Annotated in this window: 44 protein-coding genes and 1 riboswitch; of the genes, 38 read left to right on the top strand and 6 right to left on the bottom strand. The window is 41.9% G+C overall.

Translation table 11 applies throughout. The features are described from left to right. Positions 1-3 precede the first annotated feature (3 nt). Together uvrC and NYE20_RS15590 are read left to right on the top strand one after the other, a co-directional pair. Positions 4-1,776, top strand: a complete 1,773-nt coding sequence (uvrC, locus tag NYE20_RS15595) for an excinuclease ABC subunit UvrC (protein ID WP_103803806.1) — start codon at positions 4-6, stop codon at positions 1,774-1,776. A gap of 64 nt (positions 1,777-1,840) precedes the next feature. Next, positions 1,841-2,020: riboswitch (Lysine riboswitch) on the top strand. 125 nt (positions 2,021-2,145) lie between these two features. Continuing rightward, on the top strand, positions 2,146-3,372 hold the full coding sequence (locus NYE20_RS15590; protein WP_103803805.1) for an aspartate kinase: 1,227 nt from the start codon (positions 2,146-2,148) through the stop codon (positions 3,370-3,372). 43 nt (positions 3,373-3,415) lie between these two features. Here NYE20_RS15590 and NYE20_RS15585 read toward each other — a convergent pair whose 3' ends face one another. Continuing rightward, positions 3,416-3,862 carry a YslB family protein gene (locus NYE20_RS15585; RefSeq protein ID WP_003222508.1) on the bottom strand — a complete coding sequence of 149 codons (447 nt, stop codon included), beginning with the start codon at positions 3,860-3,862 and terminating at the stop codon, positions 3,416-3,418. A gap of 292 nt (positions 3,863-4,154) precedes the next feature. Between NYE20_RS15585 and sdhC the strand changes: the two genes are divergently transcribed. The 5 genes from sdhC (at position 4,155) to NYE20_RS15560 (ending at position 8,123) form a co-directional block, all read left to right on the top strand. Then, complete coding sequence (gene sdhC, locus NYE20_RS15580; protein ID WP_003222512.1) at positions 4,155-4,763, top strand: succinate dehydrogenase cytochrome B558; 609 nt, start codon at positions 4,155-4,157, stop codon at positions 4,761-4,763. 33 nt (positions 4,764-4,796) lie between these two features. Continuing rightward, positions 4,797-6,557, top strand: a complete 1,761-nt coding sequence (gene sdhA, locus NYE20_RS15575; protein ID WP_003229567.1) for a succinate dehydrogenase flavoprotein subunit — start codon at positions 4,797-4,799, stop codon at positions 6,555-6,557. Between the two features lie 2 nt (positions 6,558-6,559). Then, on the top strand, positions 6,560-7,321 hold the full coding sequence (gene sdhB / locus NYE20_RS15570; RefSeq protein WP_014477584.1) for a succinate dehydrogenase iron-sulfur subunit: 762 nt from the start codon (positions 6,560-6,562) through the stop codon (positions 7,319-7,321). A gap of 60 nt (positions 7,322-7,381) precedes the next feature. Next, positions 7,382-7,825 (top strand): thioesterase family protein, encoded by a 444-nt coding sequence (locus NYE20_RS15565; RefSeq protein WP_015251520.1) that lies wholly within the window; start codon positions 7,382-7,384, stop codon positions 7,823-7,825. A 115-nt stretch (positions 7,826-7,940) separates the two neighbouring features. After that, positions 7,941-8,123 carry a LuxR C-terminal-related transcriptional regulator gene (locus tag NYE20_RS15560; RefSeq protein ID WP_032722321.1) on the top strand — a complete coding sequence of 61 codons (183 nt, stop codon included), beginning with the start codon at positions 7,941-7,943 and terminating at the stop codon, positions 8,121-8,123. An 11-nt stretch (positions 8,124-8,134) separates the two neighbouring features. On the opposite strand, the gene NYE20_RS15555 is transcribed toward NYE20_RS15560, so the two are convergent. The 3 genes from NYE20_RS15555 to NYE20_RS15545 all read right to left on the bottom strand — a co-directional run bounded on the left by NYE20_RS15555 (position 8,135) and on the right by NYE20_RS15545 (position 10,464). Next, entirely contained in the window at positions 8,135-8,611 is a 477-nt protein-coding gene (locus NYE20_RS15555) for an ImmA/IrrE family metallo-endopeptidase (protein WP_134982346.1), read from the bottom strand. Positions 8,612-8,749: 138 nt separating this feature from the next. Beyond that, positions 8,750-9,787: a hypothetical protein gene (locus NYE20_RS15550; protein WP_134982347.1), complete on the bottom strand. Its 1,038-nt coding sequence runs from the start codon at positions 9,785-9,787 to the stop codon at positions 8,750-8,752. 278 nt (positions 9,788-10,065) lie between these two features. Further along, positions 10,066-10,464: a helix-turn-helix transcriptional regulator gene (locus NYE20_RS15545; RefSeq protein ID WP_041345253.1), complete on the bottom strand. Its 399-nt coding sequence runs from the start codon at positions 10,462-10,464 to the stop codon at positions 10,066-10,068. 142 nt (positions 10,465-10,606) lie between these two features. On the opposite strand from NYE20_RS15545, the gene NYE20_RS15540 reads away from it, so the two are divergent. After that, positions 10,607-10,849, top strand: a complete 243-nt coding sequence (locus NYE20_RS15540) for a helix-turn-helix transcriptional regulator (RefSeq protein ID WP_339183380.1) — start codon at positions 10,607-10,609, stop codon at positions 10,847-10,849. Between the two features lie 10 nt (positions 10,850-10,859). After that, positions 10,860-11,036, top strand: a complete 177-nt coding sequence (locus NYE20_RS15535) for a hypothetical protein (protein WP_162835527.1) — start codon at positions 10,860-10,862, stop codon at positions 11,034-11,036. Here the strand turns inward: NYE20_RS15535 and NYE20_RS15530 are convergent. Then, positions 11,023-11,265: a hypothetical protein gene (locus NYE20_RS15530; RefSeq protein ID WP_041345249.1), complete on the bottom strand. Its 243-nt coding sequence runs from the start codon at positions 11,263-11,265 to the stop codon at positions 11,023-11,025. The genes NYE20_RS15535 and NYE20_RS15530 overlap by 14 nt on opposite strands. Before the next feature lie 125 nt (positions 11,266-11,390). Here NYE20_RS15530 and NYE20_RS15525 point away from each other — a divergent pair, with 125 nt between their 5' ends. From NYE20_RS15525 to NYE20_RS15440, 18 genes are all read left to right on the top strand, one after another. Then, positions 11,391-11,531, top strand: coding sequence for a hypothetical protein (locus tag NYE20_RS15525; RefSeq protein WP_017696669.1), 141 nt, complete (start codon positions 11,391-11,393; stop codon positions 11,529-11,531). Positions 11,532-11,577: 46 nt separating this feature from the next. Then, entirely contained in the window at positions 11,578-12,306 is a 729-nt protein-coding gene (locus tag NYE20_RS15520) for a phage regulatory protein/antirepressor Ant (RefSeq protein ID WP_172480859.1), read from the top strand. A 56-nt stretch (positions 12,307-12,362) separates the two neighbouring features. Next, positions 12,363-12,932: a helix-turn-helix transcriptional regulator gene (locus NYE20_RS15515; RefSeq protein WP_137200909.1), complete on the top strand. Its 570-nt coding sequence runs from the start codon at positions 12,363-12,365 to the stop codon at positions 12,930-12,932. Further along, the gene (locus NYE20_RS15510) at positions 12,929-13,186 is read left to right on the top strand and encodes a YqaH family protein (protein WP_063335838.1); all 258 of its coding nucleotides are present in this window, start codon (positions 12,929-12,931) and stop codon (positions 13,184-13,186) included. Before NYE20_RS15515 ends, NYE20_RS15510 begins: the two co-directional genes overlap by 4 nt. Further along, positions 13,183-13,401, top strand: a complete 219-nt coding sequence (locus NYE20_RS15505; protein ID WP_052478185.1) for a hypothetical protein — start codon at positions 13,183-13,185, stop codon at positions 13,399-13,401. Before NYE20_RS15510 ends, NYE20_RS15505 begins: the two co-directional genes overlap by 4 nt. Then, the gene (locus tag NYE20_RS15500) at positions 13,361-13,564 is read left to right on the top strand and encodes a hypothetical protein (RefSeq protein ID WP_339183370.1); all 204 of its coding nucleotides are present in this window, start codon (positions 13,361-13,363) and stop codon (positions 13,562-13,564) included. The genes NYE20_RS15505 and NYE20_RS15500 overlap by 41 nt, the downstream gene beginning before the upstream one ends. A gap of 102 nt (positions 13,565-13,666) precedes the next feature. Continuing rightward, positions 13,667-13,855, top strand: a complete 189-nt coding sequence (locus NYE20_RS15495; RefSeq protein WP_017696664.1) for a hypothetical protein — start codon at positions 13,667-13,669, stop codon at positions 13,853-13,855. Continuing rightward, a complete protein-coding gene (locus NYE20_RS15490) occupies positions 13,855-14,805 on the top strand; it encodes a YqaJ viral recombinase family protein (RefSeq protein WP_339183367.1) in 951 nt (316 codons plus the stop codon). Before NYE20_RS15495 ends, NYE20_RS15490 begins: the two co-directional genes overlap by 1 nt. Next, a complete protein-coding gene (recT, locus tag NYE20_RS15485; RefSeq protein ID WP_268484602.1) occupies positions 14,798-15,712 on the top strand; it encodes a recombination protein RecT in 915 nt (304 codons plus the stop codon). The genes NYE20_RS15490 and recT overlap by 8 nt, the downstream gene beginning before the upstream one ends. Before the next feature lie 164 nt (positions 15,713-15,876). Beyond that, positions 15,877-16,569, top strand: a complete 693-nt coding sequence (locus NYE20_RS15480; protein WP_339183360.1) for a DnaD domain protein — start codon at positions 15,877-15,879, stop codon at positions 16,567-16,569. After that, positions 16,454-17,401, top strand: a complete 948-nt coding sequence (locus NYE20_RS15475; RefSeq protein ID WP_339183358.1) for an ATP-binding protein — start codon at positions 16,454-16,456, stop codon at positions 17,399-17,401. The genes NYE20_RS15480 and NYE20_RS15475 overlap by 116 nt, the downstream gene beginning before the upstream one ends. Continuing rightward, a complete protein-coding gene (locus NYE20_RS15470) occupies positions 17,398-17,541 on the top strand; it encodes a hypothetical protein (RefSeq protein ID WP_043857000.1) in 144 nt (47 codons plus the stop codon). The genes NYE20_RS15475 and NYE20_RS15470 overlap by 4 nt, the downstream gene beginning before the upstream one ends. Positions 17,542-17,634: 93 nt before the next feature. Beyond that, complete coding sequence (locus tag NYE20_RS15465) at positions 17,635-17,916, top strand: hypothetical protein (protein ID WP_015715362.1); 282 nt, start codon at positions 17,635-17,637, stop codon at positions 17,914-17,916. Further along, positions 17,903-18,361: a DUF1064 domain-containing protein gene (locus NYE20_RS15460; RefSeq protein ID WP_339183353.1), complete on the top strand. Its 459-nt coding sequence runs from the start codon at positions 17,903-17,905 to the stop codon at positions 18,359-18,361. The genes NYE20_RS15465 and NYE20_RS15460 overlap by 14 nt, the downstream gene beginning before the upstream one ends. Before the next feature lie 119 nt (positions 18,362-18,480). Further along, complete coding sequence (locus tag NYE20_RS15455; RefSeq protein WP_176720973.1) at positions 18,481-18,648, top strand: hypothetical protein; 168 nt, start codon at positions 18,481-18,483, stop codon at positions 18,646-18,648. Between the two features lie 80 nt (positions 18,649-18,728). Next, the gene (locus tag NYE20_RS15450) at positions 18,729-18,935 is read left to right on the top strand and encodes an XtrA/YqaO family protein (protein ID WP_017697395.1); all 207 of its coding nucleotides are present in this window, start codon (positions 18,729-18,731) and stop codon (positions 18,933-18,935) included. A gap of 32 nt (positions 18,936-18,967) precedes the next feature. Then, positions 18,968-19,504 carry a hypothetical protein gene (locus NYE20_RS15445; RefSeq protein ID WP_061188399.1) on the top strand — a complete coding sequence of 179 codons (537 nt, stop codon included), beginning with the start codon at positions 18,968-18,970 and terminating at the stop codon, positions 19,502-19,504. Next, positions 19,501-19,749, top strand: a complete 249-nt coding sequence (locus NYE20_RS15440) for a hypothetical protein (protein WP_061188400.1) — start codon at positions 19,501-19,503, stop codon at positions 19,747-19,749. The genes NYE20_RS15445 and NYE20_RS15440 overlap by 4 nt, the downstream gene beginning before the upstream one ends. 341 nt (positions 19,750-20,090) lie before the next feature. Here the strand turns inward: NYE20_RS15440 and NYE20_RS15435 are convergent, their stop codons facing one another. Next, positions 20,091-20,609, bottom strand: coding sequence for a hypothetical protein (locus NYE20_RS15435; RefSeq protein WP_061187540.1), 519 nt, complete (start codon positions 20,607-20,609; stop codon positions 20,091-20,093). Positions 20,610-20,713: 104 nt separating this feature from the next. Between NYE20_RS15435 and NYE20_RS15430 the strand changes: the two genes are divergently transcribed. The 11 genes from NYE20_RS15430 to NYE20_RS15380 all read left to right on the top strand — a co-directional run bounded on the left by NYE20_RS15430 (position 20,714) and on the right by NYE20_RS15380 (position 26,226). Further along, positions 20,714-20,890: a hypothetical protein gene (locus NYE20_RS15430; protein ID WP_163136108.1), complete on the top strand. Its 177-nt coding sequence runs from the start codon at positions 20,714-20,716 to the stop codon at positions 20,888-20,890. Further along, entirely contained in the window at positions 20,887-21,117 is a 231-nt protein-coding gene (locus tag NYE20_RS15425) for a hypothetical protein (RefSeq protein WP_061187541.1), read from the top strand. Before NYE20_RS15430 ends, NYE20_RS15425 begins: the two co-directional genes overlap by 4 nt. A gap of 49 nt (positions 21,118-21,166) precedes the next feature. Then, entirely contained in the window at positions 21,167-21,607 is a 441-nt protein-coding gene (locus tag NYE20_RS15420; RefSeq protein ID WP_061187542.1) for a hypothetical protein, read from the top strand. Positions 21,608-21,741: 134 nt separating this feature from the next. Further along, entirely contained in the window at positions 21,742-21,870 is a 129-nt protein-coding gene (locus tag NYE20_RS15415; RefSeq protein ID WP_061187543.1) for a hypothetical protein, read from the top strand. A 13-nt stretch (positions 21,871-21,883) separates the two neighbouring features. Continuing rightward, positions 21,884-22,402 carry a sigma-70 family RNA polymerase sigma factor gene (locus tag NYE20_RS15410; protein ID WP_061187544.1) on the top strand — a complete coding sequence of 173 codons (519 nt, stop codon included), beginning with the start codon at positions 21,884-21,886 and terminating at the stop codon, positions 22,400-22,402. 112 nt (positions 22,403-22,514) lie between these two features. Continuing rightward, positions 22,515-22,727, top strand: coding sequence for a helix-turn-helix domain-containing protein (locus tag NYE20_RS15405; protein WP_061187545.1), 213 nt, complete (start codon positions 22,515-22,517; stop codon positions 22,725-22,727). An 89-nt stretch (positions 22,728-22,816) separates the two neighbouring features. After that, on the top strand, positions 22,817-23,500 hold the full coding sequence (locus NYE20_RS15400) for a hypothetical protein (RefSeq protein WP_061187546.1): 684 nt from the start codon (positions 22,817-22,819) through the stop codon (positions 23,498-23,500). A gap of 56 nt (positions 23,501-23,556) precedes the next feature. Continuing rightward, complete coding sequence (locus NYE20_RS15395) at positions 23,557-23,841, top strand: YjcQ family protein (RefSeq protein ID WP_061187547.1); 285 nt, start codon at positions 23,557-23,559, stop codon at positions 23,839-23,841. A 133-nt stretch (positions 23,842-23,974) separates the two neighbouring features. Next, on the top strand, positions 23,975-24,154 hold the full coding sequence (locus NYE20_RS15390; protein WP_061187548.1) for a hypothetical protein: 180 nt from the start codon (positions 23,975-23,977) through the stop codon (positions 24,152-24,154). A 160-nt stretch (positions 24,155-24,314) separates the two neighbouring features. Beyond that, entirely contained in the window at positions 24,315-25,028 is a 714-nt protein-coding gene (gene terS, locus NYE20_RS15385) for a phage terminase small subunit (protein ID WP_161621498.1), read from the top strand. Then, positions 25,018-26,226, top strand: coding sequence for a PBSX family phage terminase large subunit (locus NYE20_RS15380; RefSeq protein ID WP_144527335.1), 1,209 nt, complete (start codon positions 25,018-25,020; stop codon positions 26,224-26,226). Before terS ends, NYE20_RS15380 begins: the two co-directional genes overlap by 11 nt. Position 26,227: the final 1 nt, after the last annotated feature.

The raw sequence follows: 26,227 nt of genomic DNA, 5'->3' as shown, positions 1-26,227 counted from the left end.
CATATGAACAAACAACTGAAAGAAAAACTCGCCCTCCTTCCTGATCAACCGGGTTGTTATCTCATGAAGGACCGGCAGCAGACTGTGATCTACGTAGGGAAAGCAAAAGTGCTGAAAAACAGAGTGCGCTCCTACTTCACCGGTTCTCACGACGCGAAAACCCAAAGGCTTGTGACGGAAATCGAGGATTTTGAATATATCGTGACGTCCTCCAATCTTGAAGCGCTTATTTTAGAAATGAATCTGATCAAAAAGCATGATCCGAAATACAACGTCATGCTCAAAGACGACAAAACCTATCCTTTCATAAAACTCACCCATGAACGCCACCCAAGGCTGATTGTCACCCGCAATGTCAAAAAAGACAAAGGGCGCTATTTCGGGCCGTATCCGAATGTACAGGCAGCAAGGGAAACAAAAAAACTGCTCGACCGTCTGTATCCTCTCAGAAAATGCTCCAAGCTCCCGGACAGAGTGTGCCTTTACTATCATCTGGGCCAATGCCTCGCTCCGTGTGTAAAGGATATTTCCGAAGAGACGAACAGAGAGCTGGTTGAAAGCATTACACGTTTCTTAAGGGGCGGCTATAATGAGGTCAAAAAAGAGCTTGAAGAGAAAATGCATGAAGCTGCTGAGAATCTTGAGTTTGAACGAGCAAAAGAGCTTCGTGACCAAATGGCCCATATTGAATCAACGATGGAAAAACAAAAAATGACGATGAACGATCTAGTCGACCGTGATGTATTCGCGTATGCGTACGATAAGGGCTGGATGTGCGTGCAGGTCTTTTTCATCCGCCAAGGGAAGCTCATTGAACGCGATGTCAGCATGTTCCCGCTTTATCAGGAAGCAGATGAAGAGTTCCTCACGTTCATCGGGCAGTTCTATTCAAAAAACAACCATTTCCTTCCGAAGGAGATTTTAGTTCCGGACAGCGTAGATCAATCCATGATCGAGCAGCTGCTGGAAACAAACGTTCACCAGCCGAAGAAAGGCCCTAAAAAAGAACTGCTCATGCTTGCCCATAAAAATGCGAAAATCGCATTGAAAGAAAAATTCTCTTTAATCGAACGCGACGAGGAGCGTTCAATCGGGGCTGTGCAGAAACTAGGTGAGGCATTAAATATTTATACGCCGCACAGAATTGAAGCGTTTGATAACTCAAACATACAGGGGACAAACCCGGTTTCCGCGATGATTGTGTTTATCGACGGCAAACCATACAAAAAGGAATACCGCAAATATAAAATCAAAACCGTTACAGGGCCGGATGATTACAGTTCTATGAGAGAGGTTGTCAGAAGACGCTATACGAGAGTGCTTCGTGAGAATCTGCCGCTGCCTGATCTGATTATCATTGACGGAGGAAAAGGGCAGATCAACGCAGCAAGGGATGTCATTGAAAATGAACTCGGCTTGGATATCCCGATCGCCGGTTTAGCGAAAGATGAAAAACACAGAACCTCAAATTTACTGATCGGTGAGCCGCTGGAGGTGGTGTATCTGGAACGAAACAGCCAGGAATTTTACCTCCTGCAGCGCATTCAGGACGAGGTGCACCGTTTTGCAATCAGTTTTCACAGGCAAATCCGGGGAAAAAGCGCGTTTCAATCCGTTTTGGACGACATCCCGGGTATCGGAGAGAAAAGAAAGAAAATGCTGTTAAAGCATTTCGGTTCCGTTAAAAAAATGAAGGAAGCAAGCCTTGAGGACATCAAAAAAGCCGGTGTTCCCGCAGCGGCGGCTCAGCTCCTTTACGACAAATTGCAAAAATAATGTTGTCCTTTTAAATAAGATCTGATAAAATGTGAACTAATTTCATAGTTAGATCGTGTTATATGGTGAAGATAGAGGTGCGAACTTCAAGAGTATGCCTTTGGAGAAAGATGGATTCTGTGAAAAAGGCTGAAAGGGGAGCGTCGCCGAAGCAAATAAAACCCCATCGGTATTATTTGCTGGCCGTGCATTGAATAAATGTAAGGCTGTCAAGAAATCATTTTCTTGGAGGGCTATCTCGTTGTTCATAATCATTTATGATGATTAATTGATAAGCAATGAGAGTATTCCTCTCATTGCTTTTTTTATTGTGGACAAAGCGCTCTTTCTCCTCACCCGCACGAACCAAAATGTAAAGGGTGGTAATACATGGGTCTTATTGTACAAAAATTCGGAGGCACTTCCGTCGGCTCAGTCGAAAAAATTCAAAATGCGGCAAACCGCGCAATTGCAGAAAAACAGAAAGGCCATCAAGTCGTTGTCGTCGTTTCAGCAATGGGAAAATCCACTGACGAATTGGTCAGCCTTGCAAAAGCTATTTCTGACCAGCCGAGCAAACGCGAAATGGATATGCTGCTGGCGACAGGCGAGCAGGTCACGATTTCACTCCTTTCAATGGCATTGCAGGAAAAAGGCTATGACGCTGTGTCTTATACTGGCTGGCAGGCGAGAATCCGTACGGAGGCCATTCACGGAAACGCCAGGATTACAGATATCGACACTTCGGTTTTAGCAGACCAGCTTGAAAAAGGAAAAATTGTCATTGTTGCAGGATTCCAAGGCATGACAGAGGATTGTGAAATTACGACATTGGGCCGGGGCGGTTCAGATACAACAGCAGTTGCTTTGGCTGCCGCTTTAAAAGCTGATAAATGTGACATATACACAGACGTGCCAGGCGTGTTTACAACCGATCCGCGCTATGTGAAATCAGCGAGAAAACTTGCGGGCATCTCATACGATGAAATGCTTGAGCTTGCCAATTTAGGCGCCGGCGTTCTTCATCCAAGAGCAGTTGAGTTCGCGAAAAATTACCAAGTGCCGTTAGAAGTGCGTTCAAGTACAGAAACCGAAGCGGGAACATTAATTGAGGAGGAATCATCCATGGAACAGAATTTAATTGTCAGAGGCATTGCATTTGAAGATCAAATCACAAGAGTAACCATTTACGGGCTGACTAGCGGCCTGACAACTTTGTCTACTATTTTTACGACACTTGCCAAAAGAAACATAAACGTGGATATCATTATCCAAACGCAGGCCGAGGACAAGACTGGAATTTCCTTCTCTGTCAAAACAGAAGATGCAGACCAAACCGTTGCGGTGCTTGAAGAGTATAAAGACGCGCTGGAATTTGAGAAAATCGAGACAGAAAGCAAATTGGCTAAAGTATCTATTGTTGGATCCGGCATGGTCTCAAATCCTGGTGTAGCGGCTGAAATGTTTGCTGTACTGGCGCAAAAAAACATTTTAATCAAAATGGTCAGCACATCTGAAATCAAAGTGTCAACAGTCGTAAGCGAAAATGACATGGTGAAAGCAGTCGAGTCGCTTCACGATGCATTTGAGCTTTCAAAACACCCTTCAGCTGTGTAATGACAATCAAAAAGGCGGGACTATGCAGTCACCGCCTTTTTGATTACACTGGGTCTTTCATATCCCATTTCACAGTCAGAACCACTTTATCGGCTCTCTTTTTCACTTGTTCATATGATTCGGCAATCTGATCATTCATCAATTGAATTTGTTCAGCGATAAAACCAGCCTCCAGCTGAAAGCATGGTTCTTTCTGATGTTTAAGCCGGTTGGAAATGATCGGCCCTTCAAGTTCAAATTCAAGCTCCTGTTTTTTAGCGCTTACGTTGGTGAGGGTTCCCCAGCCCGCTTCTTCAAAGAAGGCCGGAAATTCCTCCCATGATTCAAGAGGAAACTTACGGGCGAGATGTTTTCCTGCCCAATACATCATGGAAGAGTAATCTTGGCCAAGCATATCTGGGAGAACGATCTCTCGTATTAGTTCGTAGGCATAAGCGTTCATTTCAATTTCTTTTAGGTTGTCAATAGATGCTTCAAATTTAGACTTCATATCTGTCTCCCCTCTCTCCTGCGTATATTATAGCTCAAACAGGGGGGAGGATTACAGAATGATCCTGTAATTCTTATGAAAAATTAAGCAAGAAATATATATTGATAAAATAAAATTTTTCAATCAACTAATCAATTCGGAAAATTATAATTTATGTACGCGTTTTCTTGACGCCCTTTTGAGGGAGGAGTAAAATGAAATTGTCAATAAATCTTAATAAAGTGCTTACAATTGAAAGAAGTGGGGGAAGAGATTTAGCACATTTCGCACTTATCAAACAGGGGGTAAAGTAATGTCTGGGAACAGAGAGTTTTATTTTCGAAGATTGCATTCCTTGCTTGGCGTCATACCGGTCGGCATCTTTCTTATTCAGCATTTAGTCGTCAACCAGTTTGCCGCAAGGGGCGCTGAAGCATTCAATAGCGCTGCTCATTTTATGGATAGTCTGCCTTTCAGGTATGCCTTGGAAATTTTTATTATCTTCTTACCATTAATTTATCATGCAGTTTATGGTGTGTACATAGCGTTTACTGCGAAAAATAACGCAGGCCAATACAGCTACATGAGAAACTGGCTATTCGTCCTGCAGCGTGTAACCGGTATCATCACCCTCATTTTCGTCAGCTGGCACGTGTGGGAAACCCGCATTGCCGCGCAAATGGGTGCTGAGGTCAATTTCGACATGATGGCGAATATTTTGAGCTCTCCGGCTATGCTTGGTTTTTACATTGTCGGTGTTTTATCAACAATTTTCCACTTCTCGAACGGTTTATGGTCTTTCGCTGTTACATGGGGCATCACGGTAACGCCTCGTTCTCAAAGAATTTCGACATACGTTACGCTGATTATTTTTGTTGCACTGTCATACGTAGGCTTAAAAGCGATTTTCGCATTTGTTTAAGAGTACTAGATTACTAGAGGGAGAGGGGCTATCATGAGTCAATCAAGCATTATCGTAGTCGGCGGGGGTCTTGCCGGCCTCATGGCGACAATTAAAGCAGCGGAATCAGGAATGGCGGTTAAATTGTTTTCCATCGTTCCTGTCAAACGTTCTCATTCAGTTTGTGCGCAAGGCGGCATAAATGGAGCGGTCAATACAAAAGGGGAAGGTGACTCTCCGTGGGAACATTTTGATGACACGGTATACGGGGGAGACTTTCTTGCCAACCAGCCGCCGGTCAAGGCGATGTGTGAAGCGGCGCCTTCGATCATCCACTTATTAGACCGGATGGGCGTCATGTTTAACCGGACGCCTGAAGGCCTGCTTGATTTCCGCCGATTCGGGGGTACACAGCACCACAGAACTGCTTATGCTGGTGCGACGACGGGACAGCAGCTGCTTTACGCACTGGACGAGCAAGTGCGCAGATACGAAGTTGCGGGTCTGGTCACAAAATACGAAGGCTGGGAATTCCTTGGCGCTGTTTTAGATGATGACAGAACCTGCCGTGGAATTGTTGCACAAAACCTGACAAACATGCAAATTGAATCCTTCCGTTCAGACGCTGTCATTATGGCGACGGGCGGACCGGGAATCATCTTTGGAAAATCAACGAACTCCATGATTAATACAGGATCTGCTGCATCAATCGTTTATCAGCAGGGAGCGTATTATGCAAACGGAGAATTCATTCAAATCCACCCGACAGCCATACCGGGCGATGACAAACTAAGACTGATGAGTGAATCAGCGCGTGGTGAAGGCGGGCGCGTGTGGACATATAAAGACGGCAAACCATGGTATTTCCTGGAGGAAAAATATCCGGCATACGGAAACCTGGTGCCGCGTGATATTGCGACACGCGAAATATTTGATGTGTGTGTGAACCAGAAGCTCGGCATTAACGGTGAAAACATGGTATATCTCGATCTGTCTCATAAAGATCCGAAAGAGCTTGATATTAAGCTTGGCGGCATCATTGAGATTTATGAGAAATTCATGGGAGACGACCCGCGTAAGCTTCCAATGAAAATCTTCCCTGCGGTCCATTATTCTATGGGCGGTTTATGGGTGGATTACGATCAAATGACAAACATCCCTGGACTGTTTGCGGCTGGGGAATGTGATTATTCTATGCACGGCGGCAACCGCTTGGGAGCGAACTCCTTGCTGTCTGCGATTTACGGAGGCATGGTGGCCGGACCGAATGCGGTGAAATATGTAAACGGCTTAGAATCTTCAGCGGAAGACATGTCTTCATCATTATTCGACGCTCACGTTAAGAAAGAAGAAGAAAAATGGGCTGATATTATGAGTATGGACGGAACCGAAAATGCCTATGTTCTTCACAAAGAGCTCGGTGAGTGGATGACGGCGAACGTAACGGTTGTCCGCCATAATGACAAGCTTTTGAAAACGGATGACAAAATTCAGGAGTTAATGGAGCGCTTCAAAAAGATCAACATCAATGATACGACAAAATGGAGCAACCAGGGAGCGATGTTCACACGCCAGTTCTCAAACATGCTTCAGCTTGCTAGGGTGATTACCCTTGGCGCATACAACCGTAATGAAAGCCGGGGCGCCCATTATAAACCGGATTATCCTGAACGTAATGATGATGAATGGCTCAAAACAACAATGGCTAAACATGTAAGCCCGTATGAAGCGCCGGAATTTGAGTATCAGGATGTCGATGTATCACTGATAACGCCTCGGAAACGGGATTACTCGAAGAAGAAGGTGGCGAAATAATCATGAGTGAACAAAAAACCATACGATTTATTATCACACGTCAAGATACAGCCGACAGCACGCCTTACGATGAAGAATTTGAGATTCCATACCGCCCGAATCTGAACGTCATTTCCGCTCTGATGGAAATCCGCCGGAATCCGGTTAATGTCAAAGGTGAGAAGACAACCCCTGTCACATGGGATATGAACTGTCTTGAGGAAGTATGCGGCGCATGTTCAATGGTCATAAACGGAAAACCCCGCCAATCTTGCACGGCGCTTATCGACCAGCTTGAACAGCCGATCCGTTTAAAACCAATGAAAACATTCCCAGTCGTTCGTGATTTGCAGGTTGATCGCAGCAGAATGTTTGATTCATTGAAAAAAGTTAAAGCATGGATACCGATTGACGGTACGTACGATTTAGGACCAGGGCCGAGAATGCCAGAAAAACGCCGTCAATGGGCATATGAATTATCAAAATGCATGACATGCGGCGTCTGCCTCGAAGCTTGCCCGAATGTGAACAGCAAATCGAAGTTCATGGGGCCTGCACCGATGTCGCAAGTCCGCCTGTTTAACGCGCATCCGACAGGCGCTATGAATAAATCTGAACGATTAGAAGCATTAATGGATGAAGGCGGCCTTCAAGATTGCGGTAACTCGCAAAACTGTGTTCAATCCTGTCCGAAGGGGATTCCGCTTACCACTTCGATTGCAGCCTTGAATAGAGATACAAACTTACAAGCGTTCCGCAATTTCTTCGGAAGCGACAGAGTATAAGAAGAAAAAACCTCTTCCGCATGGGAGAGGTTTTTTTAAACAATAAGGAGATGAAAAAAGATGAAGCTTCCCGCTTATATTGATATGCCGTTTCAAGAATGGAAAACATCCTTTTCTTTTTTCAATGAGGTATCCGTAAGATTTTCCGAGACAGACATGTTTGGGCATATGAATAATGTAACCCCTTTTATATATTTTGAGGAGGCGCGGATTTCTTATTTTAAAAAGCTGAATATGATGAGTGAAAACAAACAGACCATGACAGTCGTGGCAAGCCAGCAATGCGATTATTTGCGCCAAGTCATGCCTTATGAAGAGTTGCGCATCTATGTGAAAACAAGCGCAGTCGGCAGTTCATCTCTTACCTTGCACTATCTCGGAGAGAACCTCGAAGGCGAACCCTGCTTCACCGGGGCAGTCGTGATGGTTCAAGTCTCAAAGGAAAGCGGCAAGGCTGTCAGCTGGACAGATGAGGAGAAAGAAACGCTCCTTCATACACGATAAACTAATTATCTTGTAAACGTCACCTCCTGCGCCCTTCTTACATATGATATCTCGACTATATCAAAACCCATTCGTTTCTGATTCGCTCTCACCTTAGCAAGGAGGGTTACAATACTTGAAGGAGAAAGAATTTCAATCGAAGCCGCTGCTAACGAAAAGAGAAAGAGAAGTGTTCGAATTGCTCGTTCAAGATAAGACAACAAAGGAGATTGCAAGCGAGCTATTTATCAGTGAGAAAACCGTTCGAAACCATATTTCAAATGGTATGCATACCGGTCGCAAACTAAGAGCCCTTTAGAGGCTCTTTTTTTATATGATGAGTCGTTTTTTATTGAAGTACATATTGATGCGGGTCATCGCAAATGAATCTGGAACCTTGAAGGCATCGGCAATGACTTGAACTGCGTCGTATAGATTACGGGGGATGTCCATTGCTCGGAGCATGAAAGTAGGTATACAAAAGTGATACGCAAAATAATTGGCCTGGTACTCTAAATATCGTTTCCACGAAGCAGGCATGATCTTATCATCGTTCATGTGTCTAAAATCATGGCAAACCTCATGAGCAAAATCCAGCCACTGTTCCTGTCGTGTCTTTCGTGAATCTAAAGAAATTGTATACATGCCGTTGAATCGCAGAGCAAAACTCGTTTCCGGATTGTAAACAATTAAGATGTCCAAGGCCTGAGCAATTCTATCAAAATTAATCTCATGTGGCTTTGTAATATTGATCTCCCTGTAAAGCTGTTCAATCCAATCTTCTAAATGGCTGTTAGTGTATCTCAAAGATGAAACCTCCCTTAAATAACCAAATATGTGACTTTTATCATGGTCTTTATTGTATCTTATCACCTATTTTGTCGAAGGTGAACAAACATATGTTCCTTTTTTAGCGAAAAGAAAAGCCCCCTTTAGGGGCTCAATTTAATTTGAATCTTTTTTCTTAGCTTCTTCAAAACTCAAGATATCAAAATCTAGTCTTTTCTCGCTTCCTAAATCATCATAGGTTTTTGCATCACTTGGAGGAGAAATAATCATTTTCAAACTAGTGATATCTTTTGAATTATCTTTAAGTATCCACCATGCCTGGCCTTCTTTTTTAACTTTTCCTAAGAAGTCTCCGCCTACTTCACCCATTAATCCCATTTCAGATTCAAGCTGTTCTCCTGTATTTGTAACAATAACAGCTTGGTTAGGGTCAAACGTTACGTCCTTAGAAGAAGTGTTTTCGGCCTTCATATCGACAACAATAGCCCGAACCTTATCTTGATCATTAAAATAAAGTGATTTTGCATCATCATCTGGTTGAATTTCGAGAACGTCGACACTGTTAATATAAAGCTTCATGCTGCCCATCGTAACAGGTTTTATAGGAGTGTCTTTACCGTCAATTCCGACTTCGTCGTTATATCCAACGCCGATATCTTTAACGTGGCCCAGTCCTTCAATATCACCTTCGCCAGTTTTTTCAAACTGTTCTTTTAGTGCAGCATCTTGTTTAGCTTGCTCTTTTTCTTTATCAATTTTTTCAACGTAAACGGCTTTCACTTTAGGAAGGGCACTTCCTTCAGCTCTGCCTTCATATGTACCATAAATTTTAACCGTATCGTTTAGTTTGAACTTATCAGCGCTTTTATTGCTTACTGTGTAAACTTCAGATCCATCGCTATTTTTACTTACAGTAAACTCAACATTTTTAGAAACTGTATCCCCATCATCATTGACGTTATCTGCATAAGTAACATCGCCTTCAATGACAATTTTTGTCCCTTTCTTAATGCCGGCGCTATTTACTTTTTCATAGGCATATGATTTTGCATCTTTTTTAAACTGGTCCTCAGCACTAAGTGAGCTTGTCTTGCTTGAAGAAGATTTTTCATTACTACTTGAAGAGTCAGAACTACATGCAGCTAAAGAAAAACTAAGAGTCAATGCTCCAATACCTAATAACCATTTTTTCAATTGTAATTTCCCCTTTTATAATGAAGTGCAATCTCTTTCTTTGTATCGTCTAAATAAAGGATTTTTTTACTTTTTCTCTCTAAAATCTGAGTGAAAAACCCTGAATGTTTTACCTCAAAATTTGCGGTTGAATGCAGAAATAACCTCATGGATCACCTCAAAAATTGAGGTTGAAATGGTTTCAACTGAATAGTTTACCTCAAATTTTGAGGCGAAGTGTTCAGCATTAATTAAACTAAACAATAATAATAAATAAAGATAAAGAGATCGTTATGTAATTATTTTTTGTTCCCGTTTTTTATATCTCCGGGTTGTCTTCCTGATTTTAATTGCTCAGCAATAATTCGTTGAGCTGCTTCTAAAATTGAAGCTGTTATTTTTCCATCAGCAGCAGCTACCAGAGTATCTGGATCTTCAAGAATCCTTCTTGCTTCTTCGTTGAAGATTTTATCTTTAGCCTCCTGACTTTCTCCTCTTAAGAGAAAATCAGTTGTGACTTCATAATAATCAGCAAGTTTAATTAAAGTTTCATAATCAGGCTGGCGCTTATCCTGCTCATACATCGCATAAGTGGTTCTGCCAACTCCTATATTTTTTGCCACTTCTTCTTGCTTAATTTCTTTATTTAGTTCTAAGCTTTTTGACTTACGGAGTTTTTTTAATCGCATACCAAGCATAATAAACGCTCCTTTCCTGATTATTATAACGTCACAATTTGTGACAATACACTAATTTCGCAAATTGTGTAATTTTCTCTTTACAAGTCACGATGTGTGTATTATTATATGGTTACACGATACGTGACATGGAGGTGAGAAAATGTATATTAAACAAAAACGTCAATGGCTAGAAAAACTTAGACAAGAACACAAAATGACTCAAAAACAAGTCGCGGAAGAAGCAAAAATTGCACGAACAACATATGCAATGATTGAATCAGGATCTAGGAATCCGACGCCACAAGTTGCTAAAAGCATTGCGGGTGTTCTTGATTTCGATTGGACATATTTTTTTGAGGATGAATGTCACATTGCGTGTAATTTAAAAACGCACACAGCATAGGAGTGAAAACATGAATCAAAAGAAGATAGATCAATTAAACGATTTGTTGAATGGTATGTCTCAGTCTGAATGGAATCGGATCAAACAACATGTAGATATGTTGTTCAGTTCTAAAGTCGCCAAAGTGCAGTTTGACGACTCAGAACTATTAGAAATTAACTTAAAACGTGAATTTAGGAATGCTTGATCTGAATGAACATTGGGTGAATACGATAATCAGCATTTTTGTAATTGATATAAACATAATCCTGTTGATACATCGTATGTTCTTGTTCTTTGTTATTAGGACTCCAAATCTTCGCATCTTCTTCCCACCACACGGTAGGAGAAGTCATATTTTCACCCATTTTACAGTTAGGGTCACTTGACAAGTTAACCCACTCACCGCAAAGACAAGCATATACATGAGTAGCCATAAATTCCACCACCTTTCACGTAGAAGATTTTACCACAAGTGAAAGGTTGATAGATTACCAAAGCAAGCAAAATTCTTGGTTAGTCCAACCGTCCAACACGAATACACTGACGTGAGGTGATCACATTGGCGAAACAAACTAAGAAAAAAACAACAAACATCAAGATGGGCAAAGAATATTACGGAACGATGGACAGAGAAGAGTGTTTCCGTAAAGCTCTTGAGCCGTACTTCACTTCTAAAAAAGAATTAAGGCTTCACGCTTAATATTCTGCTTCACCTTTTTTTGGTGGACAAGCAAGGAGGTAACAGCATGAATCAAATTGTTTTTATTGAAGGCAACCAAGCCGTAACAGACAGCCTGACAGTGGCTGAGGTATTCGGAAAACGACACGCCGATGTAATAAAAAGCATTGAAACACTGAATTGCTCTAAAGATTTTACTGAACGAAATTTTTCGTTGAGTGAATATGAAGATCCAACAGGACGATTATTGAAAAAATATCTGATCAAACGTGATGGACTCGCATTTTTGGTTTTTGGTTATACGGGTGCAAAAGCAGCAGTGTTCAAAGAAAAATACATTGCTGAATTTAATCGGATGGAAGCCGAGCTTCAAAAAATGACTCAACCGTCCTACATGATCGAAGATCCAGTCAGCCGGGCAAAGCGATGGATTAGCGAACAGGAAGAACGGCAGAGACTTGAACAAACATTGAAGATTCAGGAGCCACTGGTCAACTTTGCACAGAGTTGCATGGCGGCTGAAAAATCACTGCTTGTGAGAGAACTGGCAAAGCTTGCTTCGAAAAATGGCATCATGATTGGTGAAAAGCGACTGTTTCAGAAGCTGCGCGAATGGAAGATGATCATGGCCAACAAGAATGAGCCATACCAGGAATACATCGAGCGAGGTTTCTTTGAGATCGCACAGGGGGTGCGCCAAGTAAACGGGACGCCGAAATCCTGGCTGACAATGCGCATCACTCCGAAGGGACAAGCCTTCATCATCAATAAGCTGAAAAAACAGCAAGCCAGCTAGTTCCTTCATTACTTAAATTTTACCAGTTAAAACTAAATATATCAGGGGGCAAACATATGTCGAACAATCCATACAATATGGACAATTTACCAAGCATTCTCAGGCGAGAACGCAAAAGGGCAGGATTGTCGCAGTATCAAATTGGCAAGGTGATTGGGAATAGAGATCAATCGTATGTCTCCAATGTGGAAAACGGTATTTTTCCTCTTACGCCTGATCTGTGTATCAAGTGGTTTGAAGCTTGCGGAGCCTATGAACACATTGATCTAGTGCATTTCTTGTTTAAGCTTCATCCGACAGCGGCGGCGCCTATTGATCCAGCGTTAAATGAGAGTGCAAGTAGTGCGGTTATCAATATGATTCATCAGCTCGAAGAAGCATTGCAAGCTACAAAGCATCTAGCGCGCTGGCTGGCAAATGATCGGCCTGGAAGGTCAGATGATATACCGATGGGGGACATCAAACAAATATTTGATCTGATCCCAGCAAATAAAACGCTGATTTATTCATTAGTGCGGAGTCACGGTTTAAGCATGCAAGAGCTGGCCGATAGGTGGACGCGCAAAGCATTAGTTGATCGGGTTGCAATGGCAAAACAAGAAGAAAGAAAGGCGGTTTTGGTATGAAAACTAATCAATTTTTGAAGTCAGATATAAATGCTGCAAAAAGAAAAATAGAATCAGCGGAAGAGCTTTCTATCATGCTTTCAGAGGCATTGCGTGATGGTGACTATGAAGAGGCAATCAGTCTCGCCGGAAGTATCAAAGTTCTTACAGAGGATATCAGCAGACTGGCGAATAAAGGGCGGTTGTATGAAACAGCTATGAAAATGCAACAGCGGGGCATCAATTTGGCAGTGATAAGTAGGTGTTTGGGATGAATCTCAGAAAATTTGAGCTCGCGGCAAGCTTCTTGCGACATGCCCAAAAGGCGGCATATTCAGAGGAAGATATCAAAGGAGCTGTGAGCATTCTGCATAAGGAATTTTACTCTTTAGAAAATGCAATCGACAGTCTTGCTGAACTTGCTAAAGCAAAAGAAGGAGCTGAGGAAAATGGAAGTCGAGAACCCAATGATTCTGAACAACTGGCATGACGGGCTAACTGAGCCGGAAACGCAAAAGGATTTTTTCGGGGATGAAGTAACGCCTTTCGACGATTACGTAATAGATAGCACTGAGGGTGAGGTCATCTTGAGGGAAAACCTTGAGCGGTACCTAAAGGAGCATCTTGGTTTTGAATTTAAAAATGAGCAATAAAAAAGCCCACTCTGGCAAGTGGACTTAATTAAAGGCTATCTGAAAACTCATATAACTATATTCTACCAGATAGCCTCAAGAAAATCAATGGAGGTTTTATATATGGCTAAAGCAGTAAAAGTGGCATTCAGCGAGCGCGCGGAGGATCAGCAACGTTTAAGACAGGTCGGCGGTTCAATTGTATTCGCCAAAAATGGTAAAGCACAGTTTAGTTTCCCTTCAATGGATCACTACCGGGAATGGCAGCGGCTTGGCGCGGAAGAGTACAAAAGAAAGGTGGGACTGCTCTGATGCTTGCACAAGTTTACATGCCTACGGACAACATGACGGAGGATCAATGGCTTGAGGCTCGGCGTGCTGGCATCGGGGGTTCCGATGCTGCGGCAATTGCTGGGCTGAGTAAGTGGAAAACGCCAATGTCAGTTTATCTGGACAAACTCGGACAGGCACCTCAAGAGCATATAACCAATGAGGCTGCATATTGGGGGCACATTCACGAAGAAACCGTTGCCCGGGAATTTTCAAAGCGGACAGGCAAGAAGGTTCGGCGGCGGAAGGCAATCTTACAGCATCCTGATTATCCGTTTATGCTTGCAAACGTTGATAGATTAGTAGTCGGCGAACGAGCAGGACTGGAATGCAAAACAGCATCAGAATACCTGAAAGGTGAATGGGACGGCGAAGAGGTACCGGACGCGTATCTAGTTCAATGTCAGCATTATATGGCTGTTACCGGGTTAAGTGCTTGGTGGATCGCTGTTCTGATTGGCGGCAACAAGTTCGTTTACAAAAAGGTTGAACGAGACGAAGAGCTCATTGCATACCTGATTCAAATTGAACAGGACTTTTGGAAAAACCATATTGAGAATGAGATCCCTCCTATGTTTGATGGTTCTGAGGCTTCTGCTGAGCTTTTAACGCATATGTACCCTGTAGGATTCGAAGATGAAACAGAGCTTCCTCTGGCAGCAAATAAACTTATTGAGCAATACAAATCAGCTAAGGCTGAGGAGAAAGAAGCCAAAGAAAGGCTCAAAGAAGCTGAGAACCAATTAAAAGGGATGCTCGGGGAGTATGAGGTAGGCAATGCTGAAAAAGCGCTTGTTACTTGGAAAACCGTAACGACAAACCGTTTTGATGCAAAAGCATTTGCTGCTGAACACCCTGAGCTCTTTGAAAAATTCAGTAAAGTATCGACTCATAGACGATTCAATGTGAAGGAGTTAAAAGACAATGGCTAAAAATGACGACATTCGCAATCAGTTAGCGAACAAAGTGAATAGCGTTCAAAAAGAGGATAAGCCTAAAACGTTAGCTGATTATCTCAATGATATGAAACCGGAGCTTCAAAAGGCTTTACCTGAACATATCACACCTGAACGGATCACAAGGATTGCTTTAACAACTATTAGAAGCAACCCGGGATTACAGCAGTGTTCCCCAGCTTCATTGCTCGGTGCAGTCATGCAGTCAGCTCAATTAGGACTCGAACCCGGATTGGTTGGACATTGTTATTTTGTACCGTTCAACAAAAAGATCAAAGGGCAAAATGGGGCACCGGATCAATGGGTAAAAGAGGTTCAATTCATAATCGGCTATAAAGGAATGATTGATCTCGCCAGGCGCTCGGGACATATCGAAAGCATATATGCTCATGCAGTTTATGAAAAAGACGAATTTGACTACGAATTGGGTTTGCATCCTAAGCTGGTTCATAAGCCGAGCACGGGACACAGGGGCGAAATGACTCATGTTTATGCAGTTGCTCACTTTAAAGACGGCGGTTATCAATTCGATGTATTCAGCAAACAAGATATTGAAAATGTTCGCTTGAGAAGCAAATCAAAAGATAACGGGCCATGGCAAACAGACTATGAAGAAATGGCGAAGAAAACAGTTATTCGCAGGATGTGGAAGTATCTGCCGATCAGTATTGAGATTCAAAAACAAGTAGCTCAAGACGAGACGGTTAGAAAAGATATTACAGCAGAAGCTCAATCCGTATATGACGATAATGTTTTAGATTTAGGCGGAAATCAGCTTTTGAGTGAGCCTGAACAGCCAAATGAAAAACCAAGTGCGCAGGATGCTGATCCTTTTGACGGCAAACCTGTAGATATCAGTGACGATGACCTCCCATTTGATTAAAGTCGGCATCCCCTTCTGTTACAAATGGCTGACGGAAGGGGCGCCAAATCGCGCGCAGCTGTTCCGTGCTTATGTTGAAGGCTATCTCAGAACAAATGAACCTGGCTTACGTTTAGTCCGCATCAGCGGAATGACAGCACTGTGTGAAAGGAAGTAGGTGAGCCATGAACTACCTGAAAGAAATGAACGGCTTCATGAATTGGTTAGAAACGAATCCGTTGTCTGCTACAACTCAAGCATTATGGTTTCATCTTTTGCACATCAACAACAAGGCAGGGTGGCGGGAGTGGTTCACCACTTCGAATACTACTTTGCAAGCAAAGATTGAGATTTCCGAAAACACGTTGATCAAACACCGAAAGATGCTGATTGATCTTAAAAGAATCGAATATAAGCCGCAGGGGAGGAAAGCAGGGCAATACAGGCTGATTTCATTTGAAACGCCTGTAACGGAGCAGGAACCATCTGAAAAGCCTATTCCTGAACCGGCACCACAAGAAACGCAGGAGGTTGATCCCAAAATGAAAAATGCTTTTGAGCTATTTGAAAATAAGGTCGCTCGTTCTATTGGTACCATCGAAGCGCAAAGAATCGGCTACATGGTGGATGATTACGGCGAAGAGAAGGTCATCGAGGCAATGAAAAAGGCTTTCAGAAATAAAGGCAGCAACGTTGGCTTGAGCTACATTGAAGCAATCCTGTCCAATCCATTAAGCCAAAAGAGAAAGGAGAAACAACAGTATGGCAATAAACAAAGCAGTCAGTATAGACACAGCGTTCCAAGCAATGATGAAGGGTCTTCAAGCAAGATCGCGTTCCTGGGAAACAGAACAGGCCGCATCAGAAGAAAAGGTTGAGTATGAGTGTTCCGAGTGCAAGGATCGCGGCGTTGTAATTTATCGGGTTCACAAGGATACTGAGCTGCGGCTGAGAAAAGAACACAAGCCATTGGACAGCCTATCACTTGATGAAATGGTTCTTGAAGAAGATTATCTTGCGGGAAAGGTTTGCACGCCAGATAAGGCTCGGGAATGGAAAACGACGTATTCCAAACAATGTGAGTGTGTGAAACAAAAGAAAATAGCGCGCCTCATGGCAGCCAGCGGAATTACTGAGAAATTCGAGCAGCTGCTGTTCGGCAACTTCAAATTAGACGGTAAGCCCCAAATGATCAAAGATGCCTATGAATGTGCGGTCGAATACTTCAAAGACTTTGAAAACATCAAGGGAGAGCGTGCCAATAGCATTGCTCTGCTGGGACAGCCGGGCAGCGGCAAAACCCATCTGTTAACGGCCATCATGAACAATCTCATTAAAAAGAAATCGACTCACTGCCTGTACTTTCCTTACGTTGAGGGCATGAGTGATCTGAAAAATGACTTTGACCAGCTGGAAACAAAGCTGAATGCCATGAGAAAAGCAGATGTGCTGTTCATTGATGACTTATTCAAGCCAGTTGATGGGAAGCCAAGGGCAACCGAATGGCAAGTCGAACAGATCCAGTCAGTTGTGAATTATCGCTACTTGAATCATAAGCCTTTGTTGATCTCTTCTGAGCTCACAACGGACGATCTGCTGGACGTTGACGAGGCGCTGGGCTCTCGGATTTACCAGATGTGCAAGTATTACACGGTGATCATTCAGGGCAACCGGATGGAATTAAACCATAGATTGGGTGATTGGGATTGAAGGAGAAAACGAACGTTATAGGATCCAAAGGAATGTATTTGTTCGGACCTGCTGAACAAAAGGGCGGCAAGGATCTCACACCAGCTATTAGGGTGCTTGAGGAAAAGATCAGACAAATGGAGCTGATGCGCAGTGCTTAAAGCGGTGATCCTGCTGCCGGCCATTATACTAACGGCGCCAGCAAAAGAAAAGCAGATTCAGCAATGGGAAGAAAATGACGGGAGGTAAGGATAATGAATTTGCACATCGGTAAATACAGAATTACATCTGATCCAATGAACGTTATTCTAAGCGTTTCATACGAAAAGCAAGACAAGGAGGGAAACCCGACAGGCCAGATTGATTATAAGCCTATTGGTTATTTCAGAGACTTAGAGGCAGCCTGCATCCGGATCCTTAACACGGAGATTTTAACAGGGCATGCGAACACCTTTGAGGAATTGAAGGCGCTAATTCAACAAACAAAACAAATGATTACAGCGGCTATCCGGGAGGCTTCACATGCCAGCAAATAAATATGGCGCCAGGAAAACACAGGTGGACGGCATCACGTTCGATAGCCGGGCCGAAGCCAAATACTATGAGCAGCTGAAATGGCTCAAGGTGAGCAAGCAGATCAAAGATTTTAAGCTGCAGCCACGGTTCCTGCTGCAAGAGGCATTCAAAAAGAACGGCAAAACTTTTCGGAAGATTGAATATATTGCAGACTTTGAGGTTCATAACTTGGACGGCAGCATCGAGATCATTGACATCAAGGGCGTGGAAACAAAGGAATTTGCCATCAAACGCAAGCTGTATGAGCGGCTTTATGATACGCCACTCAAGGTGCTGGCTCTGGATAAGTCACTTGGCTTCATCGAGCTGGACGAGCTGAAAAAACTCAAAAGAAAGGCGGAAAAGTCCACTGTTAAACGTGGTAATCGCAGACGATCGGCCGTTGTGGGTGCAGGAAGAAGATAATCTCATGGCCTGTATGACACGTTGCTCTCAGTTTAAGGCATGCGCCAGCCGAATGGGTTCTGATTGTAAGAAGCTCGGCGGCACGGAAATTCCCAAAATCAATTCAGGAGGTAGATACCATGGAACAGCAAAGCATCAATCCTTACCTGCCAGGACCGGTTGAGGAATGGAAGATGACACCGGAACAGCTGGCGGAATACGTGAAAAAGCATCCGATCGTTTACCGGGAGGAATTGAAACCATCGCCAACATTCACAATGGCCGGATGGAAACCTGATCACTATTAAACACAAAAAAAGCACCGAAGCAGAGCCCCGGCGCTTTGATATGAACTGGTACTTCTATCATAGCACAGGGGGCGCTAAGAATGTACAACCCAAGAGAAATTAATTTAAGCAAAGATACAACAATCGAACAGGCAATTGAGCCGGGCAAAATACAGATCATCGTTTTAGACGGGAGCCAGGGCACCGCACATGTCTTGGAAGCCCCGGAGCATGGCAAAACAATCATTCAAACGGCAAAGGGAAGCTTTGCTCGAGTTGATCATGAAATAGGTTTCAAAATCAAATAGCAGGGGCTTTCCCCTGCGGGGGAGGAACGGACATGGATAAATTACAGGAAGTTAAAAAATTTGAAATTACCATCTTCACGAGTTGGTTAAAGAAATACGCCGAATGCGGGGAAGGTTTAGAAAAAGCTTGGCACTTTCTGATTGAACAAGCTGAACTGGCTGAAAAGCGTCAGGAAATCATCAAGGAAAACAAGCGTCAGCAGGAAGTAGCGGTTCATCAATTCAAGCAGGCACAGGAAGAGATTCGGCTGCTTAAACAGGAAAATGCGCGATATGAATATCTTTTAGGTGAGTCGGAGTTGAGCGATAAAATTCAAAGCATTTGTGATCATTGTAAACTCACTAGCGGTGGTAGGGAGATAACCATAAAAGACGAAGAATTCGGCTTTCTAATTGAGGAGGCCAATAAATCACATCGGCTACAAGAGGAGAACAAGCGTTATAAAAACGCATTAAAATTTTACGCGGAAGAAACAACATACACAGTAGAATTTGAAGACTGTCCGCCTCCTATTGATATGGATTGGGGAGATACCGCAAAAAAAGCATTAGTAGGTGATGCGGAATGATTCCTTTACAAGTAGAGCTTCAGCGGGCAGTCAAAGCCACGAAAGACGAAGCGATGACAGTTGAGCAGGCGGCGGAACATTTGAAAGTGCATCCAGATTACATACCGGTGCTCGTGGCAAAATCAGACGATCTGAAAATGATCGGTGATGAAACTATCATCGCAAAGCGTGATAAGACAAACGGTTGGCTCATTGGGGCGATGGTTTTGGTTTTATTCTTTGCAATCGCAGTCGGCTGGGAATAGGGGGATAGGGACTTTTTATAAAGCCCCGTAAGGAAAGTGAGTTAAACCATAAAGAATGGCTGCAGTTGCTAAAACACTGAATAAAATTCCAGCCAGTGGTTTTTCAAGAACAAATCTTATGTAGTCCAAAAACTTACCTCCAAACATACTTGATTAGTTCAATAGTAACAAATGGAAGAGTGAATTTCTGTTAAATCTTCATTACAAAAGGGAAGGTGAGCATGATCGAATACAGCTGCCCTGAATGTGGTCACAACGAATTAGATATAAAAATCCGCCCAGATGCTGCTTTTAAAATGAAAAAAAGCAATCAAAAATAGATTGCTTTTTCCAGAAGTCAATTAGTTGTAAACATTACCAGCGAAATTCACTGGGTAACTGCCAAGGTTGGTAACCCTAACATAGTATTTATCTGTAACTTTTATATTGGAGCTGGTAAAGGATAAAGTTGGCCAAGTACGTCCATCACTTGCTTTAACTTCACCATAATAACTGACTTGAGACACCGTGTTACCGGTAGATGCATTTTTTAATTCGTACTTAAGATACGCAGCTGCGTTGGCTCTTTCAGATTCTTGCCACCCTTTATAATTTGTTCCAGTATTATTTGATAGGGTAAACACTTGTGAGTCTAAATAATCCTTGTTTGAACCATTAGCTTCTAGTCTGCCACCAACATATACAACACTTGCAGCTATCGATGCTTTCCCATTTGTGGTGAAAATAGAGTCAGTTTGAAATTTATTAGGGACAGGCAAGACCTCCCCTTTACTATCTAAACTTGTAGCACTGGCAATTGAGCCTGATCCTAAAATAGCTGAAGTTAATAAGGTGGTTGTTACTAACTTTTTAAAATTCATTATCAACACTCCTTTAGTTTTTTGATACACCTAAAGAATTCGTCCTAGGTTAAAAATAAACCTGTAAATAAATGTTAATTATTTGTGAACAATAGGGGGATTGGATGGCACTTAGAATACTATTTCTATTGATGGGATGCGGATTCTGGATATATTTCCAACACGATTACAGGCCGGACATGAAAGCGAACCTTGCTTTGATCGGGGCAATCATTTCATTCACGGCTGCGGCTTACTTTAAAGATATTGATAAGTATATAGAGAAGAGGGAAGACAAATGATTTTAGTTCTGGTTCTAGTTCTATATCTAGCATCCATACCTTTTGCATGGTTAATGACAAAGTTAGGGCATCAAATTGCTTTTAAAAGCATATCACCAAACTTTTCAGATGCTGTAATTGTGTTTATTCCAATTTTAAATATTTTTGCTGGTTTGTTTTATTTAGCTGAGATTTCAAAAACCAAATATAGAGGCAAAGTTGATACCAGCAAATTCTTTAAATTATAGAAAGCAATATATAGAGTCTAGTATAATAATACCTAAAAAGGGGTTTATTATGAGCTGGGCACAATTCTTTACTATAGCGTTAACTGCAATTTTATCAGCGCTCTTTGCAAATTTCGCAACATATCTAAAAGAAAAGAAAATACGTAATGAAAATGCATCAGTGAAATACAAAGAAGAAGCATTGAGCAAAATTTATACACCTATATATAGAATAGTTACGAAAGAATTATATACGGCAAAAGGATATGACGGTTTAAATCATGAACAAATCACTCAGGTAAAAGGTTTTGTTGATAACTTCCCTGAATATTGCACAGCAGAATTAATTCATTTAGTAAATCATCTGTTTGATGATTCAGCAAGATTAGATGACATGGCTAAAATGGGATATTCTGAACCGTCAAAAGTTGATGGGGATAGCAGACTTTATAATTATGTAACAAATAAATTTAATTCGATTAGAAAAGAATTAGGGATGATAACTAAATAAATGGTCCAAGACGGAAAGCCTGCGGACACTGATCGCTGTACAGAGAAATCTGTGCTTTGGTCGGTGTCCTTTTTTTATTTCGCAACTATCTGGATGTCTATCGCGATTACTAGTGATGAAAGGAGTGATGAGACATGAAACAGTCCAAAAAGAAGCCATCACAGAAGCAACAGGAGCGCTCAGATCGTTTCTGGCAACAAATGATGAACACGAACATGCAAACACTCAGACGCGGCAAAGGCGGCGCTTTTAAGCGTAAATAAGAGGAGGATAAACATGCAAGATTTAATCATTGAATATAAAAGAGCGTTAAAAGAAGTGAGAAAGATGTACCGGGCATACTCGGAAACGCCAGAAATTGAAATGAAAGCAGGACAAAAGAATGACAAGAAAATCATTGGTAATATGATCAGCGATATTGAATTCACTCTCGAATGGCTGCAGAACGGGAGACAACCAGGAGCACGCCGGGGAGCTGACAGAAGGGACGTTTATCAAAGAACGATTCTTGCTGATTCACGTATCATTGATGCAATGCCAGAAGAATATGCGATCAATCAGGAGCCAGAAGGAGAGGTAAGCGATTGGGACAAAGAAAGAATTGCTGATGCTCTTTCTGTCCTTACCGAAAGAGAAAAGGACATTTTCATCATGCACACTGTGCAAAACATGTCTTTTGAAGAGATCGCCCAGCTGCTGAACATTAAAAAAGGAACAGTGCAGAAAAACATTGAGCGTTCCCGTTTGAAAATGAAAAATAGAGCAGAACACAGCCTATTCTGTTTAGCCGAATAGGCTTTTTGTTTTATTTAAAAGTAAGAAAAAATCCTTTAAAACTACTTTTGATATAGTTATAATCATATTGGTTACTTTTTCAATATTAGGGAATTTAAAGAGGGCGCTGTTGATGTACAATCTAAAAGAACGTGATGCAATTAAAAGGTTTTTAAATGAGGAGATCGTTAATACAAGCGAAGCAATTGAAATATTGGGCTTTACTCGTCAATATCTCAATCGGCTAATTAAAACGGGTCAACTTGAACCGGTTAAAGAAATGCCGAGGGACAGACTTTTTATAAAAGAGGATATATTGGAATTCCAAAAGCATAGGAAGAAATGAGCACCCGGATAATGGGTGTGTTTTATGTCCTGATATACCTTAAAGAGGACTAAATTAATAAGCCCCCAGGTATAAAAAGAGGTGGAAAAATGAAGGACTTTTTTGTGGGTTTCTGGAGAAAGATATACAACCGAAAGAAAAATGAGGTTGAGAAGATACCCTTTGATGAGATAACAGAAGTAACAAAATATCTTGAATTCTTTGGTAAACCTTATAAAAAAGGATCTACAATCAAGGATGAAGAAGATTTCAAAACAAAAATTAGGCTAGAAAAGCTTAAAGAAAATCAGCTAAATAAATTAATTAATAAATTAGATGGTAGTTTAGAAGTTTCTAACGATACTTCTAATTTAACCCCGATTCCTTTCGCTATAAATACAGCAGTAATGACAAGTACGGTGAGTATTATTACAAGTTTAATTGCTTTTTACACTGCAACAGCTAATTCATTTTCAAAGATAGCACTAGACATAGATGAAAAGAAAACAATCAAGCCTTCAGAGCTATTTCAAATGATTATAGATGGAGGATTAGACTTAGGTTCTGTTGCTGTTATTTTAGCTGTTCTTCTGTATTTTATAATAATGGGAATTTGGCTTCGAATCACTACAAAAAGAACTGAATTTTCATCAAAATTACGATGTTATAAGATGCTTTTGGAAGAAATAATTGAAGAGGAATCAGAAACTGAAGAAAAGAAAAATGGACAAACAGAAGATATAAAAAAAGAAAAACAAACAAAAAAGAACAGAAAAAAAAGAAATAAAAAGTGAGACTCTTGAGTCTTCGTTTGACAAATTTTATAAAAGGATAGTTGGGAGAGAAGATATTGAATAAAGAAAAATTGAGATATGCTATAGCTAAAGAGATATATGAAGGTAACACCCCTTTGACAGAAAAGGACTTTGAAGTTTCCGAAGATCATTTTGATGAAGCAGTGAACTTTTTAAAACGGGAAAATTATTTAATCGGTGTTTTTTATTCAGATAATCGTCCGCATTTATATAAACTAGGTCCTGAACTAACTGAAAAGGGTGAAAACTTTTTAAAAGAGAATGGCGCTTGGTCCAAGACTTATAAAACTATTAAAGAAATAAGGGATTGGATTAAATGAACAAGAGTATCTTATGAGGACTTTCGTCTTACGGTTGCCACCTATTTATGAAGAGCGCTTTCGTTCGACAAATTTTGCGAATGTTACCATTGTCATACTCCTTAACCGATAATAAGGTAGGGGGGTGAATAGCTTGAAGCCAATGGTGAAAGAATTTCATGATTTTTTAGAGAAGCAAGGGCATAGATCATGGGACGATATAGAAAAAGAAATGCAAGATGAGTTGTGGCGAATTGGAAATAAGTACAATGTATCGGGTCCTACTGTATTCCATGAGTATATGGACTGGAGAGCAAGTCAACTGAAGAAATAAAGGTAGCATCCTGCGGGGTGCTTTTTTTGTTCCCTGTAAACTGCTTCCGGTAAGTCTCAGGATAGACTATTGGCGGTTAACGGCTTGAGCACGGTGGTGGTTTAGAGGGAATATCTTTTCCAAAACAACACGAATCAGAAGGGGGCGGCGGTGAATGTAGATGGCCGAAAAGCACATTCAGGCGTATAAGGATTACGTCAAAGGCATGAAATACAAGGACCTTGCCGAAAAATACGGGGTGTCAGTGAACACCATAAAATCGTGGAAGCAGCGGCATGGTTGGGAAAGGAAAAAGGGTGCACCCATTGAAAAAAGTGTGCACACAAAAAAAGGCGGGCAACCGGGCAACAAAAATGCATTAGGGAACAACGGCGGCGCACCACAGAAGAATCAAAACGCTGTTACTCACGGCTTTTTCTCTAAATTCTTGCCAGAAGAAACACTTAAGATCATGGAAGAGATTCAGGAGCGTTCGCCAGCTGATATGATATGGGATCAAATTCAGATTCAATATGCGGCTATTATCCGGGCGCAGCGCATCATGCACGTACAGGATAAAGACGATATGACTAAGGTTTTGAAAAAAGAGAAACCGGGTGCATTTGGCGATGAGCAAGAATGGGAGTTTCAATTCGGTTGGGATCGTCATGCAACCTTCCTGAACGCTCAATCTCGGGCAATGGGGGAGCTGAGGAGCTTGATAAAGCAATTTGATCAGCTGGCCCATGAACAAGATGAACGGCGCCTTAAATTGGAGCAAATGCGCTTGAATATCGAGAAGGCGAAGAAAGATATTAACGGCGATAACGGAAACTCTAAAGAAAATGAAGTTGCTGCCATGCTGCGGAAGATGGTGAAACCTCATGGAACTTAACTCTAAGCAACAAGAGGTATGGAATAGCTTTATTGAAGAACAGCCGAAAATCTTAATATGCAGCGGGGCGAAAAGGGCAGGGAAAACATTCGTGCTCCTTTTGACGTTCCTCGGGCATATCAGCAAATATCAAAACATGGGGCTTTCTTTTATCATCGGCGGGGCAACTCAGGCTTCTATAAAGCGGAATATACTAAATGATTTAGAGCTGATCCTAGGGAAAGAATTGCGCCTTGATAAAGCGAATGCCGTTGAGATATTCGGCAACCGTGTTTATTGCTTTGATGGTGCAAATGCAGACTCATGGAAAAAGGCGCGGGGTTTCACGTCAGCTGGCGCATTCTTAAACGAAGCGACGGCCCTGCATGATTCATTCGTGAAGGAAGTCATTTCACGTTGCTCCTATAAGGGTGCAATGGTCATGATGGATACAAACCCTGAAAACCCGATGCACACCGTCAAAACGGACTATATCGACAAAGACGGGCAGCGGCTGAAAAACGGTCGGCTGAATATCCGTTCTTTTCACTTCTCGTTGTTCGATAACAACTTTCTTGATCCTGAATATGTCGAAAGTATTGTTGCCTCAACACCAAGCGGCATGTTTACGGACCGAGATATTTACGGCTACTGGGTTGCTCCGGAAGGCGTAATATACAAGGATTTCAACAAAGACAAGCACTATATCAGTTCTAAAGAGATGGAAAATAAACAAGTCAACTTCACTAAATACTTTGCTGGCGTTGACTGGGGATATGAGCACCCGGGTTCTATTGTCGTAATCGGACAAGATGACCAAGGGTGTTTTTATTTGCTCGAAGAACATTCTAAGCAGCACGAAGAGATAGATTACTGGGTGAAGGTAGCAAAGGACATCAAAGAGCGGTATGGCAACATTAATTTCTATTGTGATACAGCTCGGCCTGAACACATCGTGCGTTTTCGTAGAGAGAAGCTTCGTGCGTTAGATGCTGATAAAGCAGTTGTTTCAGGTATTGAAGAAGTGGCGCGACTGTTCAAACGGGATCTGCTTTTTATTGTTGAAGATAAAGTTAGTCGCTTTAAAAAAGAGATCTTTATGTATGTTTGGAATCCAAATACAGGCGAGCCAGTTAAAGAGTGGGACGATGTGCTCGACTCTATCCGATATGCCATTTATACACACAACAAACCTATGAGACGCAAAGGAAAGGGGTGAG

The sequence above is a fragment of the Bacillus sp. FSL R5-0416 genome (assembly GCF_037975425.1).
GTDB lineage: Bacteria > Bacillota > Bacilli > Bacillales > Bacillaceae > Bacillus > Bacillus subtilis.
The sequence above is the reverse complement of the archived record's forward strand: the minus strand, read 5'-3'. Positions and strand labels throughout refer to the sequence as shown.